This is a genomic window from uncultured Gordonia sp. (assembly GCF_937858515.1).
Lineage (GTDB): Bacteria > Actinomycetota > Actinomycetes > Mycobacteriales > Mycobacteriaceae > Gordonia.
This window is the reverse complement of record NZ_CALLZT010000006.1, coordinates 1-18,054: the sequence shown is the minus strand read 5'-3', so window position 1 is coordinate 18,054 and position 18,054 is coordinate 1. Positions and strand designations below refer to the sequence as shown.

Annotated in this window: 19 protein-coding genes; 8 read left to right on the top strand and 11 right to left on the bottom strand. The window is 68.2% G+C overall.

From position 1 onward, the window contains the following. From Q0627_RS00475 to Q0627_RS00455, 5 genes are all read left to right on the top strand, one after another. Positions 1-1,206 (top strand): amidase (locus tag Q0627_RS00475; protein ID WP_298807127.1); only part of this gene is annotated, 1,206 nt, incomplete at its 5' end. Positions 1,207-1,294: 88 nt separating this feature from the next. After that, complete coding sequence (locus Q0627_RS00470) at positions 1,295-2,191, top strand: low temperature requirement protein A (RefSeq protein ID WP_291016584.1); 897 nt, start codon at positions 1,295-1,297, stop codon at positions 2,189-2,191. A gap of 66 nt (positions 2,192-2,257) precedes the next feature. Continuing rightward, positions 2,258-3,142, top strand: a complete 885-nt coding sequence (locus tag Q0627_RS00465) for a LysR family transcriptional regulator (protein ID WP_291016582.1) — start codon at positions 2,258-2,260, stop codon at positions 3,140-3,142. 8 nt (positions 3,143-3,150) lie between these two features. After that, positions 3,151-4,053, top strand: a complete 903-nt coding sequence (locus Q0627_RS00460) for a LysR family transcriptional regulator (RefSeq protein WP_291016580.1) — start codon at positions 3,151-3,153, stop codon at positions 4,051-4,053. Positions 4,054-4,079: 26 nt separating this feature from the next. Further along, positions 4,080-4,880: a lipase gene (locus Q0627_RS00455; RefSeq protein ID WP_291016579.1), complete on the top strand. Its 801-nt coding sequence runs from the start codon at positions 4,080-4,082 to the stop codon at positions 4,878-4,880. A 4-nt stretch (positions 4,881-4,884) separates the two neighbouring features. Here Q0627_RS00455 and Q0627_RS00450 read toward each other — a convergent pair whose 3' ends face one another. The 8 genes from Q0627_RS00450 to Q0627_RS00415 all read right to left on the bottom strand — a co-directional run bounded on the left by Q0627_RS00450 (position 4,885) and on the right by Q0627_RS00415 (position 11,346). Further along, positions 4,885-5,244: an Rv3654c family TadE-like protein gene (locus tag Q0627_RS00450; RefSeq protein ID WP_291016577.1), complete on the bottom strand. Its 360-nt coding sequence runs from the start codon at positions 5,242-5,244 to the stop codon at positions 4,885-4,887. Beyond that, positions 5,241-5,618, bottom strand: coding sequence for a TadE family type IV pilus minor pilin (locus tag Q0627_RS00445; protein ID WP_291016575.1), 378 nt, complete (start codon positions 5,616-5,618; stop codon positions 5,241-5,243). Before Q0627_RS00445 ends, Q0627_RS00450 begins: the two co-directional genes overlap by 4 nt. Next, a complete protein-coding gene (locus Q0627_RS00440; RefSeq protein WP_291016602.1) occupies positions 5,618-5,800 on the bottom strand; it encodes a DUF4244 domain-containing protein in 183 nt (60 codons plus the stop codon). The genes Q0627_RS00445 and Q0627_RS00440 overlap by 1 nt, the downstream gene beginning before the upstream one ends. 78 nt (positions 5,801-5,878) lie before the next feature. After that, entirely contained in the window at positions 5,879-6,487 is a 609-nt protein-coding gene (locus Q0627_RS00435) for a type II secretion system F family protein (RefSeq protein ID WP_291016572.1), read from the bottom strand. Continuing rightward, positions 6,484-7,290: a type II secretion system protein F gene (locus Q0627_RS00430; protein ID WP_291016570.1), complete on the bottom strand. Its 807-nt coding sequence runs from the start codon at positions 7,288-7,290 to the stop codon at positions 6,484-6,486. The genes Q0627_RS00435 and Q0627_RS00430 overlap by 4 nt, the downstream gene beginning before the upstream one ends. Further along, the gene (locus Q0627_RS00425) at positions 7,290-8,489 is read right to left on the bottom strand and encodes a TadA family conjugal transfer-associated ATPase (RefSeq protein WP_291016568.1); all 1,200 of its coding nucleotides are present in this window, start codon (positions 8,487-8,489) and stop codon (positions 7,290-7,292) included. The genes Q0627_RS00430 and Q0627_RS00425 overlap by 1 nt, the downstream gene beginning before the upstream one ends. A 91-nt stretch (positions 8,490-8,580) precedes the next feature. Then, on the bottom strand, positions 8,581-9,651 hold the full coding sequence (ssd, locus tag Q0627_RS00420; protein ID WP_291016566.1) for a septum site-determining protein Ssd: 1,071 nt from the start codon (positions 9,649-9,651) through the stop codon (positions 8,581-8,583). A 945-nt stretch (positions 9,652-10,596) separates the two neighbouring features. Continuing rightward, entirely contained in the window at positions 10,597-11,346 is a 750-nt protein-coding gene (locus Q0627_RS00415; RefSeq protein ID WP_291016564.1) for an oxidoreductase, read from the bottom strand. Positions 11,347-11,647: 301 nt separating this feature from the next. On the opposite strand from Q0627_RS00415, the gene acs reads away from it, so the two are divergent. From acs to Q0627_RS00400, 3 genes are all read left to right on the top strand, one after another. Further along, on the top strand, positions 11,648-13,600 hold the full coding sequence (acs, locus tag Q0627_RS00410) for an acetate--CoA ligase (protein WP_291016562.1): 1,953 nt from the start codon (positions 11,648-11,650) through the stop codon (positions 13,598-13,600). A 120-nt stretch (positions 13,601-13,720) separates the two neighbouring features. Then, positions 13,721-14,245 carry a phage holin family protein gene (locus tag Q0627_RS00405; protein ID WP_291016561.1) on the top strand — a complete coding sequence of 175 codons (525 nt, stop codon included), beginning with the start codon at positions 13,721-13,723 and terminating at the stop codon, positions 14,243-14,245. A gap of 2 nt (positions 14,246-14,247) precedes the next feature. Further along, a complete protein-coding gene (locus Q0627_RS00400; protein ID WP_291016559.1) occupies positions 14,248-15,198 on the top strand; it encodes an alpha/beta hydrolase in 951 nt (316 codons plus the stop codon). A 9-nt stretch (positions 15,199-15,207) separates the two neighbouring features. Here Q0627_RS00400 and Q0627_RS00395 read toward each other — a convergent pair whose 3' ends face one another. Genes Q0627_RS00395 through Q0627_RS00385 form a run of 3 tightly spaced genes read right to left on the bottom strand, consistent with a single transcriptional unit; the run spans position 15,208 to position 17,848 of the window. After that, the gene (locus Q0627_RS00395; protein WP_291016558.1) at positions 15,208-16,407 is read right to left on the bottom strand and encodes a MarP family serine protease; all 1,200 of its coding nucleotides are present in this window, start codon (positions 16,405-16,407) and stop codon (positions 15,208-15,210) included. After that, a complete protein-coding gene (locus Q0627_RS00390) occupies positions 16,404-17,237 on the bottom strand; it encodes a CoA pyrophosphatase (protein ID WP_291016556.1) in 834 nt (277 codons plus the stop codon). Before Q0627_RS00390 ends, Q0627_RS00395 begins: the two co-directional genes overlap by 4 nt. Next, complete coding sequence (locus Q0627_RS00385; RefSeq protein ID WP_367180745.1) at positions 17,234-17,848, bottom strand: TlpA family protein disulfide reductase; 615 nt, start codon at positions 17,846-17,848, stop codon at positions 17,234-17,236. The genes Q0627_RS00390 and Q0627_RS00385 overlap by 4 nt, the downstream gene beginning before the upstream one ends. Between the last annotated feature and the right edge of the window lie 206 nt (positions 17,849-18,054).

Below are 18,054 nucleotides of genomic sequence, written 5' to 3'. Positions count from 1 at the left end.
GCACGCGCGTTTTCCGGCCCGCCCCGCATCCCGGGGATCCGGGGCCCGCGGCCGGGAGTGCCGCCGGGGGGGTGGGGGGCGGCGGTGCGCGCAGATTTCGTCCCCGCCGCAGGCGCCAACGACGGCGGTGGTTCGATCCGGATTCCGTCGGCATGCAACGGCCTCGTGGGACTGAAACCGTCCCGCGGACTGTCCCCGTTCGGTCCTGCGCGGGGTGAGCAGACGTTCGGGATGTCCGTGCAGGGTGTTGTCGCGCGCACGGTGCGCGACGCCGCCGGACTCTACGACGCCATCGTCGGCCCCACCCCGTCGTCGGTCTATCCCACCCCAACGCCGAGCACTCCGTTTGCTTCCCAAATAGCCACTCCACCAAGCAAACTCCGTATCGGATTTTCGACCGAGTCCGCGCTCGCGCCGTCCGTCCACCCGGAGGCAAGGGCTGCCGTCGAACATGCGGCCGGAATCCTCGTAGACCTCGGGCACATCGTCGAAGAGGTCGCGCCGCCGTACGACGACGCCGCCCTGTCGCGGGATTTCCTCACCATCTGGTTCGCGCATCTCGCCGCCGAGGTCGATTCGGCGCGCCGCCGGACGGGTGCGGGCGACGACGACTTCGAGGCCGACACCCTCGCCGCCGCCGAACTCGGCCGCAGCGCCGGCGTCGTCGCCGCGTTCAACGCCTTCGAGCGCGTCAACCACTACGTGAAATCACTGTCGGCCTTCCACGACACCTACGACTATCTCCTCACCCCCACCCTGGCCAAGCCGCCGCTGCAGATCGGCGAGATTGCCACTCCATCGCTGATGCGATCGGCTTCACGGATCATGGCGAAGGTCCACGGCGGTTCGATTGTCACCCGAACGGGGGTGATCGACGGTCTCGTCGAACAAAACCTCGGCTGGGTCCCGTACACCCAGGTGGCCAATCTCACAGGTCGCCCCGCGATCAACGTGCCGCTGTACTGGACCGGCGCCGGGAGCGAAGCGAGCGGGCCGAATGTTACCGGCGCCGGGAGCGAAGCGAGCGGGCCGAGTGTTACCGGCGCCGGGAGCGAAGCGAGCGGGCCGAGTGTTACCGGCGCCGGCCTGCCGTTGGGTGTGCAGTTCGTCGGCGGGCTGGGTTCGGACGGCGGTCTACTCGCGCTCGCCGCACAACTGGAACAGGCCGCACCGTGGGCCCATCGGTATACCGGGGTGGCCGTCTGACCCTCGTCACCGATCTGCCGAGTGGGAACGCAGTGACCCTGCTCGTGGCGCGCTACGCGAGCGCACGGTTCGCGTTACAGTCTCCGCCATGACAGCATCACTGAGCCACCGTCTGCGCCCGATGACGGGCCGCGATCCGCACGAGAACGGGCGCGTCGCGACGAGCCTGGAACTCTTCTACGACCTGGTGTTCGTGGTCGGGTTCAGCGTGGCGGGTATCCAGGTGGGACATGCGCTCGCCGAGGGCCACTTCCAGTCCGCGATCATCGGATACCTGCTGTGCACGTTCGCCGCGACCTGGGCGTGGATCAATTTCGCCTGGTTCACCTCGGCGTTCGACACCGATGACTGGTTCTTCCGGCTGACCGTGCTGGTCCAGATGATCGGCGTCGCCATCATCGCCATCGGCATCCCCGCCGTCTTCACCTCGCTCGAAGGGCACGAACACCTCGACAACCGGGTGCTGGTGATCGGCTACATCGTGATGCGGATCGGGATGGTCGCGCAGTGGCTGCGGGCCGCCGCGCAGAGCCCGGCCCATCGGAAAGCCTGCCTGACGTATGTGGTGATGACCGTCGTCGCGCAGCTCGGCTGGATCGTCGTCGCGTTCGCCGACATGGCCATCTGGCCCGCCGTCATCGCAATGCTGGTGTGTGCGTGTGTCGAATTCGCCGGCCCGTTGGCCGCCCTCTACTTCGAACACGAGGCACATATCGGCGCGGGCACGGTCGTGGCCACGCTGGCCGTACCGGTCGGGCTCTACTGCGCACTCCTCGGAGCGTTCCGCGGCTACCTCGTCCGGCCCGAGGTCACGACGCTGGTGTCGGTGGTCCTGGCGCTGGCGTTCGCGGCGGGTGGGGTGATCCTGGCCGCGTCGGGTACCTCGCTGGTGGTGTCGCTCGTGGTGACGTCCCTGGCCCCGGTCGTCATGGTGGCGATCGACGCGCTGAGCCCGTCCCGCGGTCTCGACGAGGTCGCAGGGTAGTCCGACCCGGCATCCCCCGGGCCCGCTTCCGCCCCGACAACCGGGCACGGTCACTACGATCACCGTGTGGACCTTTACCTCGTGAGGTACTTCGTGGCGATCGTCGACCACGGCACCGTTTCGAAGGCCGCGCAGGTTCTGTATGTTTCACAGCCGTCGCTGAATCAGGCGATCAGCACCCTGGAGAACCGGGTGGGCACAGTCCTGTTCGACCGCTCCGGCGGCAGGTGTGAACTCACCACGGCGGGGTGCCGGTTCGAGATCGCCGCCCGACGCATTCTCGCCGACGTCGAGCAGGCCAAGTCCGCGGTCACCGAAGTCCGTGAATTGCGCGCGGGAGGGGTGGATGTCGCGGTCAACGCAGACTTCCGGATCGATCCGCTAGTCCCGATGATCGCCCGGTTCCGGGAGCGGCATCCGTCGCTGTGGGTACGGATCATCGACGTCACCACACCGACCGGCGTGCACGCCGCACTGCGCGTCGGGGAGGCGGAGATCGGTGTGGCAGAACTGTCCGACGGTCCGCAGAGATTCAACGAAATCCCAATCGATACACAGGAACTCGTGCTGGCGGCGGATCCGGAAATCCTCGGCGCGCAGGCCGGGCCGCTCCCGCGTGCCCGCGTGCGTTCCCTGCCGTTGGTCATCGACCACGGCGATCGCACCACCAAGCGGCTGCTGGCGGACATGATCGACATCGACGCGCGCAACGTCGTCGTCGATTGCGCCCATCCTCCCGCGATCTGGGCGCTGGTGAACCGCGGCGTCGGGGCGACCGTCCTGCCGCGTGAGGTCGCCACCCAGCAGTTGCCGGGAGCCCGGGTCCTCGCGCTGGACCCGCCGCTGCACCGCCGATGGGGGCTGGTGACCCGGCCGAGCGCCTTGTCGCCCGCGGCGGCGGCGTTCGTCGCCTCCGCCGTCGACCGGGCTCAGCGTCAGGCCGAAAGGTAGTCGGCCCCATGGAGATCCGGCAGACCGAGTACTTCCTGGCCGTCGTCGAAAATCAGGGTGTCGGCGGTGCTGCTGCGGCGCTGGGCATTTCGGAGCCGACGGTGTCGCAGGCGCTGCGCGCACTCGAACGCGAGATGGGTGTCGCGCTGTTCCATCGGGTCGGCCGCGGGATGGTGCCGACGGCCGCGGGCCGCAAACTGATCGGCCCGGCACGCCAGCTCCTGCGCGACGTCCGGATGGTGGGTCAGTTGCAGGGCGAGAGCGGCGGGCTCGCCGGACGCCTGGACATCCTGGCGTTTCCGGCGACCGCCTCGGGACAACTGACCGACCTGCTGGCCGACTTCTGCTCCGCGTATCCGACCGTCCCGGTGCGGCTCGGCCTGCTCGACGCCGAGAGCGAGGTCGAGTCGATGATCGCCGAGGGTCACTGCGAGTTCGTGGTGTGCACGCCCCGGACCGCGGGCGATCGGCTGACCATGGTCGAGATCGGTGAGCAGGAGTACGTCGTCGTGTATCCGGCCGGTACGGACGTTCCGGCCGAGCCGATCCCGCTGAGCGACCTTCCCGCGGTGCCGATGTCGCTCGCGTCCTCGCGTTATTCGATCGCCAACGAGATCTCCACTGCGATGCCGCACGGGCCGGGTGGTCCCCCGGTGGCGGCGATCACCGACCATCCCGAGATCCGGCTGGCGATGGTCCGGGCAGGTGTCGGCGGCACGGTCATGGAGCGGGCGGTGGCCGAGACCGCCGGCGACGCCGTCGACGTCTACACCGCCTCGCCGCGGTTCGTATACCCTCTGGTCATAGCCTTCGACGAGACCACGATGTCGCCGGCGGGGCGTGCGTTTGTGGACATTATTCGCGCTCAGCCAACTATCCGCGCACGTTCCACACCACTTCCCGAATGCTAGCGGTGTCACGGTGCTACGATCCCGCCGTGACCAAAGTAAGCCTTACATTTGTCGCGTTCTTGACCGGACTTTCATTGGTCATCGGCGGCATCGCTTCATCACCGGTCGGCGCTACGCCCAATAACGCCGACAATGCCCGTGACGCCACCTGGCCGAAGCTTCCCGTCGTGTATGTCTCCGGCTCCACCGAGGACCGCAGTTCAGCCGAGAAGTTCGCGAAAGTACTGCGGCACAATGGCTTTGACACCTACATCTTCATGGTGTGGGAGAAGAACGATCCGAAGACCAATCCGTACACCACGGTATCCGGCAATTCGCGCCGTCTGCCGGCATTCGTCGACAAAGTCCTGTCCCGGACCGGCGCGCCCCGCGTGGACATCGTGACCTGGTCGCAGGGTGGGCTGGTGACCCGGTATTGGCTCAAATACTTCGGCGGCGCACCGCATGTGCGGTCAATGGTCGGAATGTCCGCTTTGATCAAAGGCTCGCCCTTCCAGCGGGTTGTTCAAGAACTCGGTGGCTGCCCATCGCGAGTGGCCTGCGATGAAATGTCCGATTCCGGCAAACGCCTGCGCGCCCTCAATACCCCGACCCAGGCACTGCCCGGTATCAAATACTTCAACATCACCACGCGCTGGGACGAGAATGCGTTCCCGTACACCACCAACTTGATGACCGGACGCGGCGACTACGAGAATCTGGTGACTCAGAAGCAGTGCCCGGTGGATCCGGTCTTCCACACCACCATGACCCACACTCCGTCGGTGCAGTCGGCGGTGATCAGCGCGCTGCATGGCGGCCCCATGCGGATGAAGTGCATGTTCTGAACGCTCACCCATCGGACACCGGTCCGGCACGCGCCGTCGCGCTCGCCTGCCGCAGCCCGATAACACCCAGGTCCACCGGAACCTCGACCGTCACCGACACGTCCGGGTCGACGATCCGGCACGCCGAGACGATGGCCGGCGGGTGTTGCCGGGCGGCCAGTGCCGTCGCCGCCGCACACCCGTCACCACCGGCGACCTGCTCGGCCGCCGCCGCCAGCGCCGACAGGTCCGCCGCCGACTGGGCGCGGTGGCGGGCCACCGTCGCCGCGCCCAGATAGCAGACACCCGCGACGACGGCGACGATCGCCGCGATGACGAACGTGCCGAGGATCGTCGCGAAACCGTCCTCATCAGCGGCGATCACGGACTCACCCCCGACGCGAACCGCACCTGACCGAGACCATCCGGTTCGGGAACGGCCACCGCCCGCGCCGACACGCGCAGTCCGGGCAGCAACCGCACCGCGGTGCTGACCGTCGCCTCGATCAGCTCCGCCGATTCCGAGACGTCCACCGCCGCCGCAGCTCCGGCCACCTGCCGGCCCACCGACACCGCCGACGGGTCACCGGCCGCGGTCAGCCGGGCCACCTCCCGGGCGGCGTCGGTGCAACGGATCTGCGCGATGGTCGCCGACACCGCGCCCACCGAGGCGATCAGCACCGCCACGATGGTGGCGATAACGAAAGCCCCCTCCACCGTGGCCATCCCCGACTCATCGGTGACGATGTCCCGGCGCATCAGCCGACCGAGGTGCTGAGGGCTTTGCTGATGATGCCGCTGAGCGCGCTGGTGATCGAGTCACCGGTCACCACCGTGTACAGCAACGCCCCGAACGCCGCCGCGGCCACGGTTCCGATGGCGTATTCGGCGGTACTCATCCCCTCGTCGTCGGTGGCCAGGCGCAGCACCTCCGCCTGCATCCTGCGCACCAGCCGACGGTCCCCCGCTGTCTTGATCTTCTGCATGATCTCTCCTTCTCTCTTTTTCTGGTACAGGTTTCATAAACTTCCGGCGAACACGCCGCCGGCCAGGCCGACGACGACCGGGACGATGCCCAGACACACGAACGCCGGCAGAAAACACAGGCCGAGCGGACCACTGATCGCGACCCCGGCGCGTTCGGCCTTCTCCAGCGCCAGGTCCTCGGCCCGTCGGCGGATCTCGACCGCGAGTTCGTCGACCCCCGCTGTCAGCGATGCCCCGGCCCGCGACGACCTGCGGACCAGCATCGCAAGTTCCCGGAAATATCCGGTTCCGCTTGATGATTCGACGTCGCTCTCGTCGGCGGCCATAGTCCACGCGTGGTCGGGGTCGGCGCCGAGGGCCAGCAGGTCCGCGGCCGTCGACATCGGTGCGGCAAGGCTTTCGGGTGCGGCCGCCGCCACGATCCGCGTCGCCGATTCCACCGGCAGACCCGAACGCAGGCATACCGCGAACAGGTCAAGTGCGGCGGCCACCGTGAACGGGTCGTCGTACCGAATACTGTCGTTCGCCTTTCGGTTTCCGGAACCATCAGGAACTATCCTGTGCAACAGCCATTCCGGCGAAGGCCACAGCAGCAACGCTCCTGCCGCGCACAGGCCGGCAACGACGACGGGTGCGTTCACCGGGCACTCACCCGCTCCACGATGCGGTCGGACCAGCACAATCCGGCCACCACGAGCGCGGTCCCGACTATCAGTAGCAGCCCGCCCAGCCCTCCGCCGGTGAGCACACCCACCGGGTCGGCTCCGGTGGCCTGGCCGAGTGCGATACCGAGCGCCGGCAGTCCCGCCAGTACGGTCGCCGTCGCGCGCGGACCGGCCAGACCGGCGCGGGTCCGGGCGTCGAAAGCGTTCTGCGCCAGCAGATCCGCACGCACCGCGACAAGCAGATCTATCATGGGCAGGCCGTGCTGATCGGACAGCTGCCAGGCGGTGCCGATACGCTGCCACACCGCGGTGCCCGGACCGCCAGACGTCTCGTTCATGCCCGACACGGTGATCCGGCCGCCGAGGGCCGCTCGCCCGGCCAACGACGAGAGTTCCTGCGCTACAGCAGAATCCGGCTTGATTCGGCAGAGTTCGGCAGCGGCGGCCGCGCACGCAGTGGCGACGAGTGCGCCGACTGACATCTCGGCGATCATGATCGACAGCGCGGTGAGCAGGTCGGCGTCCGCCTGTTCGCCGACCAGCCTGCGCCGGCGCCGGGAATCACGCCAGAGCACAACACCGGCCAGCATCCCCGCAGCCACCGTCACCTCGATGCCGAAAGACATCGCGACAAAACTGATCAGTGGCAGCACGACCCACTTCCAGTGCGGCGTACCCGGGCGCCGCGCCGTCGGCTGTAGCTGCGTCAGCCTGTACTCGGCGCGCGTGGCGGGCCACCACAGCACCGCGACCGCCGCCGCGCACAACACCGGGACCATTACCGCGGTCCACCTGTGATCGCCGGCGGATTCCCTTCCAGCAGTTCGCCATCGAGTATTCCGGTGCCGCGTACCCACACCGGCGTGATGGTGACCAGACCGTCAGCACCCCGCCGGACGACCCCGATCTCGTTGACGCCACGTCTACCGGTACGGTCACGTTCGACCCCGACCACGACGTCAAGCGCGGCGGCGAGCTGGCTGTGCAGGGCTTCGCGACCCATTCCGCCCAATGCGGCAAGGGCTTCCATCCTGGCCGGCACTTCGGACACCGAGTTGGCGTGCAGGGTTCCGGCACAACCGTTGTGGCCGGTGTTCAGAGCGGTGAGCAGGTCGATGACCTCGGCGCCGCGGACCTCTCCGACGACGATCCGGTCGGGCCGCATCCGCAGCGCCTGACGCACCAGAACACGGACCGGAACCTCGCCCGCCCCTTCGACATTCGCGGTGCGGGCGACCATCCTGACCACGTGTGGATGATTCGGTCGCAGTTCGGCGGCGTCCTCGACGCAGATGATGCGTTCGGCCGGGTTCATATGCCCAATCATCGCGCCGAGCAGCGTCGTCTTTCCCGAACCGGTGCCACCGACCACCACGAAGGCCAACCGGGCTTCGATGATGTGCATGATCAGCGGTACCGCATCGGCGGCGATGGCACCCGACTCGATCAGTGAGCGCAAGTCCTTGCTCGCAGTTCTCAAGACCCGCAACGAGATACAGGTCCCGTCGGCGGCCACCGGCGGGATCACCGCGTGCAGGCGCACCGTGTAGCCACGGCGTCCGACATTGGACAGTTGGCCGTCGACCCAGGGCTGGGCGTCATCGAGACGTTTGCCGGCGTTGAGCGCGAGCCGGGCCGCGAGCCGCCGGACTGCCGGTTCGTCGTCGAAGACGATGTCGGTGCGTTGCAGTCCGTGGCCCCGGTCGACCCATACCTGGTCCGGTCCGCTGACCAGCACGTCGGCGATATCGGGTTCTGCGAGAAGCTGTTCGAGCCTTCCTGCGCCGGTGAGCTCGGTTTGCAGGTGCCGCAACGCCACCAGCAGATCTGCGTCACCGAGGACCCCGCGTGCTTCGGCGCGGATCGCCGCGGCGATGACTTCCGGTGTGGTGTCAGTAGATTCGGTGTTCGAGAGTTCGCCGGCGAGTTTGTCGCGTACGCGATCGAGGAGGCCGTCGTCGATGGGCATACTGTTCATCGTGCCCCGGATTCCGGCGTTCTCGGCTCCCGATGTCCGCCGGAACCCGAAATTGTGGATAGCTTGTGCCTGTGGATGATTCGTTTGCCCATCACGGGTGCACCGGGGTGTGGCGGGCGGCGCGCACGACGATCGCCTCGCAGGCCCGGCCCAGCGGGCTGCGAGCAGGCACCCGCAACCGGTCCCGTTCGAGCAGGGCCGGCAGCCGTGGATCGGGACGATAGGAGGTGAGCAGTTCCAGCCCGGCGGCGTCGGCAATCGCCTTGGCGCGCAACCCACCCGGCGACGGACCACGCACGACGAGCACCACCTCGGCACCGCGCTCCACAATGCCCGGCACCACGGCGCGGGTCGCGGATGTGGCGTGTAAAGATGCCGTGGCGACGACCACGACGAGGTCGACGGAGTCGATGACGTTGTCACGCAACGCCGTAGCGGCCCGCGGCGTGTCGACGATGACGAGGGTGCCGTGTGATCTGGCGGCGTCGAGTGCGGTGACCACCGATTCGGGCCGGATAGGCGCGGCCCCGTCGCCGTCAGCGCCGCGCCGCGGCGCGAGAACCGACAGTCTCGGTCCGTGCCGGGGCAGCACCGCGGCAAGCGCATCGCCGCCGACGGCGCCACGTTCGACGGTGAGGTCCTGCCAACGCAGGCCGGCCTCGGCTTCGAGTCCGAGCAGCAGGTCCGCGCCACCTCCGTGGTCATCGACGTCGAAAAGCATTGTGTGGGCGCCGTCGTCGGCGGACCGGAGGCCGATCGCCGCGGCCAGCACGCTCGCCCCCGCCCCGCCGTGACCGCCGACCACGGCGATCGCGCCCGCCGGATGTCGACGGGGGCGCCTTATCTCGCTGAGGACCCGGACGAGGTCCGCGTCGCCGCCGGGCAGTAGCACGGTGTGATCGGCGCCGAGCCCGATCGCGGACGGCCAATGCACCTCGTCGGCACCGGCGCCGACGACCACGATCCCGGCGCGCTTGGGTGGGGCCAGTGCGGTGAGCGCGGCGACTGCCCCGGCGTCAACGATGACAGCGCGGGCGCCGAGCCAGTCCCGCCGGCAGGACGCGGGATCGCGGCGGACCAGGCGGTATCCGGCGGCCGCGGCACAGCGGGCGACGTCGTCGGTCAGGTGGTCGTCGATGAGGGCAAGTACGTCGTCAGACATGCCTTACATCGTCGGTGGCACATCGACCGGCAACCCGACCAGAACCCCGATCGGACCGAATCTGTGGATGAAAAAGTTCTCATCCACAGATCTGGGCAGAAGCGCCGAGAGGTTTCGACCCCTAGATAGAGGACAACCCCGGCCAGGGGGGAGGAGGCCGGGGTTGTCGGCGTTTCAGCCCCGGGGGGTCGGGCTGAAACGCTCCGGTATTTTTCAACCGGGTATCCACGACTATACACACGATCCGAGCGGATGCAAGCCGACTTATGGTCTGCGTGAACGCTGTGCGGTTTCGTACGGTGGCCAGCGCATATGCGTGGTGGACTGGGGTCCGGTTCTCCCCGGCCGGCGACGATCCGGACCACGGTCCACACGGCCGCGGCGTCAGCGCTGGTAGGACGCATGTTTCCGATGGTTTCCCGCGCGTTATACACCGCCACCAACGGCTCCGGGCAACAAAAATCGGGCGCAAAAATTGGACGGCAGAAGGCCTTGCTGTGATCGGAGTCACGGTGTAGAAACGTTGTTACGGAATCCCGGAAGGCCAAGTTCGAGCCGGAAGAGAAGGAACGGACCCCCAGGCCGGGCAATTCCCAGCACGGGCGGCAAGCACCCACGCGGAGCGCGCCGCAATAAGGCAAAAGCGTTGTGCACCTGCGACACTGAGACCGATCAACAACTCTCACAGACCCGCTAGGGACGACGAGGATTCGGGGAGGTCCCGAATCACACGACGACCGTCGCCCAGCGCGCGGATCTCCGAATGAGAGCGGCGCTTCACCCGGACACGGCAGCAGCCGATCAGGACGAATCCGCTTAGTGAGAGTCGAGAGAAAGCCACAGTCCCTCGCCGAGGTGATCCCACAACCCACCAAGCACGCTTGGTAACTTGGGTCCGTGCTACGCGGGTGGTGGCCTGGCATACGTCAGGACACCGCCCGCGTTTTATTGTGTGCTGTCTGCGATCGACTTGGCTTCTGCGGCGCCGGCTTCCAGGGCTTCGCAGCACAGTACGATCCAGTTTCCCAGCCCCTCCGGGGTGCCGGCGGCGAACCCCTGGGCATAGGCCCGATAATCCTTGATGCGTTTGAGCCAGGTCACCTCGGGGACACCGAGGTTGTGCGGGTCGAGGCCCGTCGAGGTGCAGACCAGCCGTGAGGCGGCGCGCGCGATGATGCCGTTGGCGGTGGGGAACGCGTCAAGGCTGAGCAACTCCCCATGGACGACGGCAGCCAGAACCGGTCCCGGCACCGCGGTGGCGCCGCTGATGAGCTGACCGAGCAGGTCCAGGCGCGCGGCGACGTCGGCTCCGGCGCGCGGCCGGCCGAGATCGTCGGGGTCGGAGACCATGTCGGCGGCGGCGAGCATGTGCAGCCGGGCCAGAGCCTGGGCGGGCGCACGCCGGAATACGCCGGTCAATTGGTCGAGTGAGTCGCCGTCGAGGGCCTGGGCCACGCGCATGGCGCCGGCCAGGATCGGGTCGTCGAAGTCGCCGTCGCGGCGCAGTTCGACGCTGCCGCCATCGATGGCCGCCGAGGATCTGCCGGCCCGCCAGGATGCCTCGGTGGCCGTCTTGTCCCAGTCACGCAGGTTGGCGCGGTGCCGGTGGACGGCGCTGAGGGCCTCGCGTGCCTTCTCCGCGGCATCGGCGACACCGGGCAGGGCAACGAGCGGTGCCAGCGGATCTGTTCCCACAGCGCTCACCCTATCGGCCGCCTCGCCCACCCCACCAACCGAACGTTCACCCGACCAACCGAGTATCCGGCCCCATTCGGCGCATCATGGCGACCTTTCGGCGCGAATCGGACCGGACTCGCCCGCAACGCCGCTCCAACGTGACTACCCTCACAATCACGCATGAACGTGTGGCGTCCCTCGCCGCGCGCAGCCCGGACATGATCGGGAGACCCTCGATCATGGACACGACCCATACCCCAAGGTTTGCCGGTCGCAGACAAGCCCGTAGAGACTCACCGAAGAGAAAGGCCCGGAGAAGATGACTTCCACTTCCGCCCACCCCGTCGAGAGCTTCCCGCCGTCGGAGGAGTTCGCCGCGCAGGCCAATGCGGGCGCCGAACTCTACGATCGGGCCGAGGCCGACAGGCTCGCGTTCTGGGCCGAGCAGGCTCGTCGTCTCGACTGGGCCACCGACTTCGACGAGGTCCTCGACTGGAGCGGGGCGCCGGTCGCCAGCTGGTTCGTCGGCGGCAAGCTGAATGTGTCCTACAACTGCGTCGACCGGCATGTCGCCGCAGGCAAGGGTGATCGGGTCGCGATCCACTGGGTCGGTGAGCCCGGCGACAGCCGCGACATCACCTACGCGCAGTTGCTGACCGAGGTGTCCAAGGCCGCCAACTACTTCTCCGCGATCGGCCTCGTCGCCGGCGACCGCGTCGCCATCTACATGCCGATGGTTCCCGAGGCGATCATCTCGATGCTGGCGTGTGCCCGGCTCGGCCTGACGCATTCGGTGGTGTTCGCCGGATTCTCGGCCGGTGCGCTGCGTTCGCGCGTCGACGATGCCGAGGCCAAACTGGTCATCACCACCGACGGCCAGTACCGGCGCGGCAAGCCCGCCCCGCTGAAGGAGGCCGTCGACGAGGCCCTCGGCACCGGCGACAGCGCCGCCAAGTCGGTGGAGAAGGTGCTGGTGGTGCGCCGCACCAACCACGATCCGGACCTGAACTGGGTGGAGGGCCGCGACGTGTGGTGGGAGGACACCGTCGACGAGCAGTCCGACACGCACGAGCCGGAGGCCTTCGACTCCGAACATCCGCTGTTCCTGCTGTACACCTCGGGCACCACCGGCAAGCCCAAGGGCATCGTGCACACCTCGGGCGGCTACCTGACGCAGGCCAGCTACACCTTCCACTACGTGTTCGACCACAAGGAGGGCCGCGACGTCTTCTGGTGCGGCGCGGACATCGGCTGGGTGACCGGCCACACCTACCTCGTGTATGGCCCGCTGTCCAACGGTGCCACCGAGATCATCTACGAGGGCACCCCCAACTCGCCCGACGAGCACCGGCATTTCCAGGTCATCGAGAAGTACGGGGTGACCATCTACTACATCGCCCCCACCCTGATCCGCACGTTCATGAAGTGGGGCCGGGCGATCCCCGACGCCCACGATCTGTCGAGCGTGCGGCTGCTCGGCAGCGTCGGCGAACCGATCAACCCGGAGGCGTGGCGCTGGTTCCGCGAGGTCATCGGCGGCGGCAAGGCACCGATCGTCGACACCTGGTGGCAGACGGAGACCGGCGGCATCATGATCTCGCCGCTGCCCGGCGTCACGGCCACCAAGCCGGGTTCGGCGATGGCACCGCTGCCCGGTATCAGCGCCAACATCGTCGACGACAACGGCAATCCCGTCGGTGCCGGCGAGCAGGGCTATCTGGTGCTCGACAAGCCGTGGCCGGCGATGCTGCGCGGCATCTGGGGCGACCCGGTCCGCTTCAAGGAGACCTATTGGTCGCGGTTCGCCGAGCAGGGCTGGTACTTCGCCGGTGACGGCGCCCGCTACGACGACGACCACGCCCTCTGGGTGCTCGGCCGCGTCGACGACGTGATGAACGTGTCCGGACACCGCATCTCCACCTCCGAGGTCGAGTCGGCGCTGGTCGGGCATTCGGGGGTGGCCGAGGCCGCGGTCATCGGCGCCGCAGACGAGACCACCGGGCAGGGCATCGTCGCGTTCGTCATCCTGCGCGAAGGAGTGGAGAACACCGGCGAACAGCTGATCGCCGAGCTGCGTCAGCAGGTGTCGATCGAGATCTCGCCCATCGCCAAGCCGCGCGAGATCAACGTCGTTCCCGAGCTTCCGAAGACGCGGTCGGGCAAGATCATGCGCCGTCTGCTCAAGGACGTGGCCGAAGGCCGCGAACTGGGCGACACGTCGACACTCGTCGATCCGTCCGTCTTCGAGGCGATCCGCAGCCGTAAGTCCTGAGCATGACAACCCGATGATCACGACGCAGCGCCACCGGTAAACGATCCCGGTGGCGCTGCGTCGTGGTAAAGCAGTCAAAGCATGGCAACATAACCCCATACCCGATCTACGGAGGATGTAGTGAGCCGACCCGTGCCGCCCGGCAACCAGACCGTCCCGTCGATCCCGCTGCGGGATGCGAACGTCGGCAAGGACGGCGAACCCAGTATCGGGAACCTGGTCAAGGACGCGACCGCCAGCGTGTCGACGCTGTTCCGCGCCGAGATCGCCCTCGCCAAGGCCGAACTGGTGGATGCGGGCAAGAAGGCGGGCGCCGGCACCGGCCTGTTCGCCGTCGCCGGTGTGATGGCGCTGTACACCAGCCTGTTCTTCTTCTTCTTTCTCGCCGTGTTGCTCGACATCTGGCTCTCGCCGTGGCTGGCATGGCTGATCGTCTTCCTGATCCTGCTGACCATCACGATCGTGTCGGCCCTCGTCGGGTACATCATCTTCCGTAAGGTCCGCGGACCGGCGAAGACGATCGAATCGGTCAAGGAGGTGCAGGCGGTGCTGCCGCGCGCCATCCCCGGCAAGGACGACGTTCCGGCGGTCGGCACCCGGAACGGCTATCCGCCGATACCGGCCGCGCACGACCCGCGGCGCTGATCTTGGCCGCAGCGCCGGATCCCTCCAGCGTCCGCTTCCCCGGACCCTGGCACGACCGCGCCTGGCACCACTTCGACGTACGCGCCAACGGCCTGAAGTTTCACGCAGTCGAATGTGAGCCGTCGGGGTCGCCGGATCGGCCGCTGGTGCTGCTGCTACACGGGTACACCGAGTTCTGGTGGGGCTGGCGATATCAGCTGCAGGCCCTGACGGACGCCGGTTATCGCGCGGTGGCCGTCGACCTGCGCGGTTACGGCGACAGCGACAAGCCGCCCCGCGGCTACGACGGCTGGACCCTCGCCGGCGACACCAACGGTCTGGTCCGCTCACTCGGGCACCGCACCGCCACCCTCGTCGGGAACGCCGACGGCGGACTCGTGTGCTGGGCGACGGCCACGCTGCATCCGCGGGTCGTCGACCGGATCGCGGTGCTCGCCTCGCCGCATCCGCGGGCGTTGCGCCGCGACGTGCTGCTCCATCGGCTGCAGCGTTCGGCGTTCCTGTCCGGGTTTCTGCACAACCAGTTGCCGCGGCTCGGCGAGCGCCGGCTCGTCCATCACGACGCCCGGTTCGTCGACCAGTACTTCCGGCGGCTGTCGTCGCCGCGCTGGCAGCAGACCGCCGATTTCGCCGACACCGTCACCCGAAACAGGGCTGCGATGCAGATCCCGTACGTGGCCCACTCCAGCCTGGAATACCGCCGCTGGGCGTACCGGTCACAGTTCCGTCCCGACGGCGCCAAGTTCATGAAACTGATGAATCGACGACTCACGGTCCCGGTGCTCGCGCTGCGCGGCGCCGACGACCCATACATCTTCGAACGCCCACTCACCCGCTCGAACCGGTACGCCGCTCGTTTCGAGTACGTCGTGATCCCCGGCAGCGGTCACTTTGCCCACCAGGAACAACCCGAGGCCGTCACCCGGCAACTGCTGAACTTCATCGGCAACTGATCGCGGTGATCAGTCGCCGATGCAGCTGCGCGTGCTGACCCTCGCCGAGCGGTTGGCCGAGGTTTCCAGGTTGTCGTTGACCTGGTCGGCGGTGAGAACGAAACCGGTTTCGTCGGCGGGGTCCTCGGAGGCACCGAAGACGACGCCGAGAACCTCGCCGGCGCTGTTGATCAGTGGCCCGCCCGAGTTGCCCTGCCGGATCTGCCCGCGGACGGTGTACACCTCGCGTCGCACCTGCTGTGAGCTGTAGATATTGGGTCCCGACAACCGGATCACGTTGCGGACCCGGACCGGGGTCGCGGTGAACGGGCCGCCGCCGGGGAAGCCCAGCGAGATGGCGTCGTCGCCGGTGCGTGCCTGCTTGTCTGCGAAGGCAAGGGCAGGCGCGGTGAGGCCGGGTACGTCGAGGACGGCGACGTCGTTGTTGTAGTCGAACAACACGACGCGGGCGGTGAGCTGTTCGCCGGATTCGGATTCGACGGTGAGCCGGCGGGTGCCCGCGACGACGTGCGCGTTGGTCATGACACGTTCGGGTGAGACGACGAATCCGCTGCCTTCGAGTTCTTGCCGGCAGCTGGGTGCGATGCCGACGATCTTGACGGTGCCGGCCCGTGCCCGGCTGACCACCTGTCCCCCGGCGAGCGTCTCGTCGGGGGGTGCGACGCTGGTCACCGGCGCCCGCCCGAACGGTCCGATGACCTCGGGCAGGCCGGAGTTGTCGAGCAGAGCGCTGAAATCGTTGGGCAGGTCGCGCAGCCATTGGGGGGCCAGGTCGTCGACGGCGCCGAGGACCGCGGAGTCCCGGACGGCCGTGGCAACCTTGGGCGGACCGGAGTTGGAGATCGGGATCGCGAGCAACCAGGCGGCGATGATGACGGCGATGATCTGCAGTAGCGTTCCGATGACGCTGTCGACGGTGCGTACGGCCCGGGAACGCATTCCACCCCGGGCGGCGCGGCCGAGGATCAGGCCGGCGGCCTGACCGGAGATGACGAGGACCACCAGGATCGCGATCCCGATGAACAGACGTGCCTCCCGGGAGTCGACCAATTCCATCAGCTTGGGAGCGAGCAGGATTCCGGCGACGGCGCCCGCGATCACGCCGATGAATGCGAGCGCCGATGCGATGGCGCCCTGCCGGTAGCCGCTGATTCCGACGAGAATCGCGACACCGATCACGATGAGGTCGACCCAGGCCGAGCCTGTCATGTTGTGGGCTCCTCGCCGTGCTGAACTGAATTCGGGTGAACCGAATTGGGGTGGACCCAGTTCGATTGGGGGGTTTCGGCGAGGGCGATGGCCTCGTCGAGGGGCCGGACGTCGTCGCGGTCCCACGGGATCTCCCAGCCGGACACCTCGGCGATCGCGGCGATCAGGCCACCGGTGAATCCCCAGACGAGCATGCCGTCGATGAAGAAGGCCGGACCTTTGTACACGCTGCCTCCGAGGATGGACCGTTGTACCTGGAAACGGTTGTCGGGGTGCAGCAGTTCCCGCATGTTGACGCGGGTGACGCGGGCGGTTTCGCCGGGGTCGACGACGCCGACGGGTCCTGGCTCGCGCCAGTGCCCTATCACCGGGGTGACCTCGAAGCCGGAGGCGGGGACGGGGAACGGCATCAGGTTGGCCAGGATGTCGACGCCGCCGGCCACGAGACCGGTTTCCTCGTTGGCCTCGCGCAACGCGGTGCCGACGGGAAAATCGTCGCCCGGGTCGAAGCTGCCGCCGGGGAACGCGACCTGGCCGCTGTGCTGGCGCAGGGTGGGCGCGCGCTGGGTGAGCAGCACGTCGACGTCGGCGGGCAGTCCACCGTGGGCGGTGGGGTCGGCATCCCACGATCCGGCGAACAGGATGAGGACGGCCGCGGTGCGTTTGTTCCGCTGGATCATCGACATCCAGCGCGTGCGGTCGCCGCCGCGGCCGAGGACGCTGGCGGTGACCGCGGTGACGTCGTCGGTGAGGGCATGCAGCCACGGTGGGATCTGTGCCTGCGGCACCGTGGGGCCGTGGCGGGTGTCGTCGGACGGGGTCGTGCTCACGTTTCCACCCCCAGGTGGGTGCGTACGGCACCGGCGATGTCGTCGGTGTTGTGGAAAACCTGCGGCAGAACCCTGGCGACGGTGCCGTCGGCACGGATCAGGATCGTCGACGGGAAGACCCGGGGGGCGCGCAGTGCGGCGGCGATCTTGCCGTCGGTGTCGAGGGTGGCCGGTAGGCGCACACCGACTTCGGTGAGGAACTTGAGCACGAGGTACGGGTTGCCCGCGCCTTCTTTGGCGTGCACGGTGAGCACGTTGAGCTTGTCACCGGCGCGGGCGGCGTAGTCGGCGAGGATCGGCAGTTCCTGCCTGCACGGATAGCACCAGGTGGCCCACATGTTGACCAGCAGCGGGGTGCCCGCGGTGCCGTCACCGAGGTTGTACGCCCTACCGGTGCCGAGGCATTCGGCGGTGATCCCGGCGAGCGCGGCATCGGGGCCCGGGGCGGCGGCGGGTTCCGGGCAGTCGGCAAGGGCGGCTTCGGTACGTGCTCCGGCCAGTTCACCGGGCTCGACGGCGACGCTGGTCTGTGTGCCCACGGTCGTCGTCGGGTCGTCGGAGATCCCGGAGTCGCCGCCGCGGGGCCAGATGGCCACCACTAGGGCGACCATCACCACGACGAACACGATGGTCCAGCGGGCGGCGGGTGGGAAGCGGGATGGCGCGGCGGGTGGGAAGCGGGATGGCGCGGCGGGGGGGGGGGGGGGGGGGGCGGCGGGGGGGGGGGGGGGCGGGGCGGGGGGGGGGGGGGCCCCCGGGGCGGCGGGCCGGAACGGCGGTGGCCTCTCCGGCCCGGAGCCCCCCCCGTTGGGCCGAG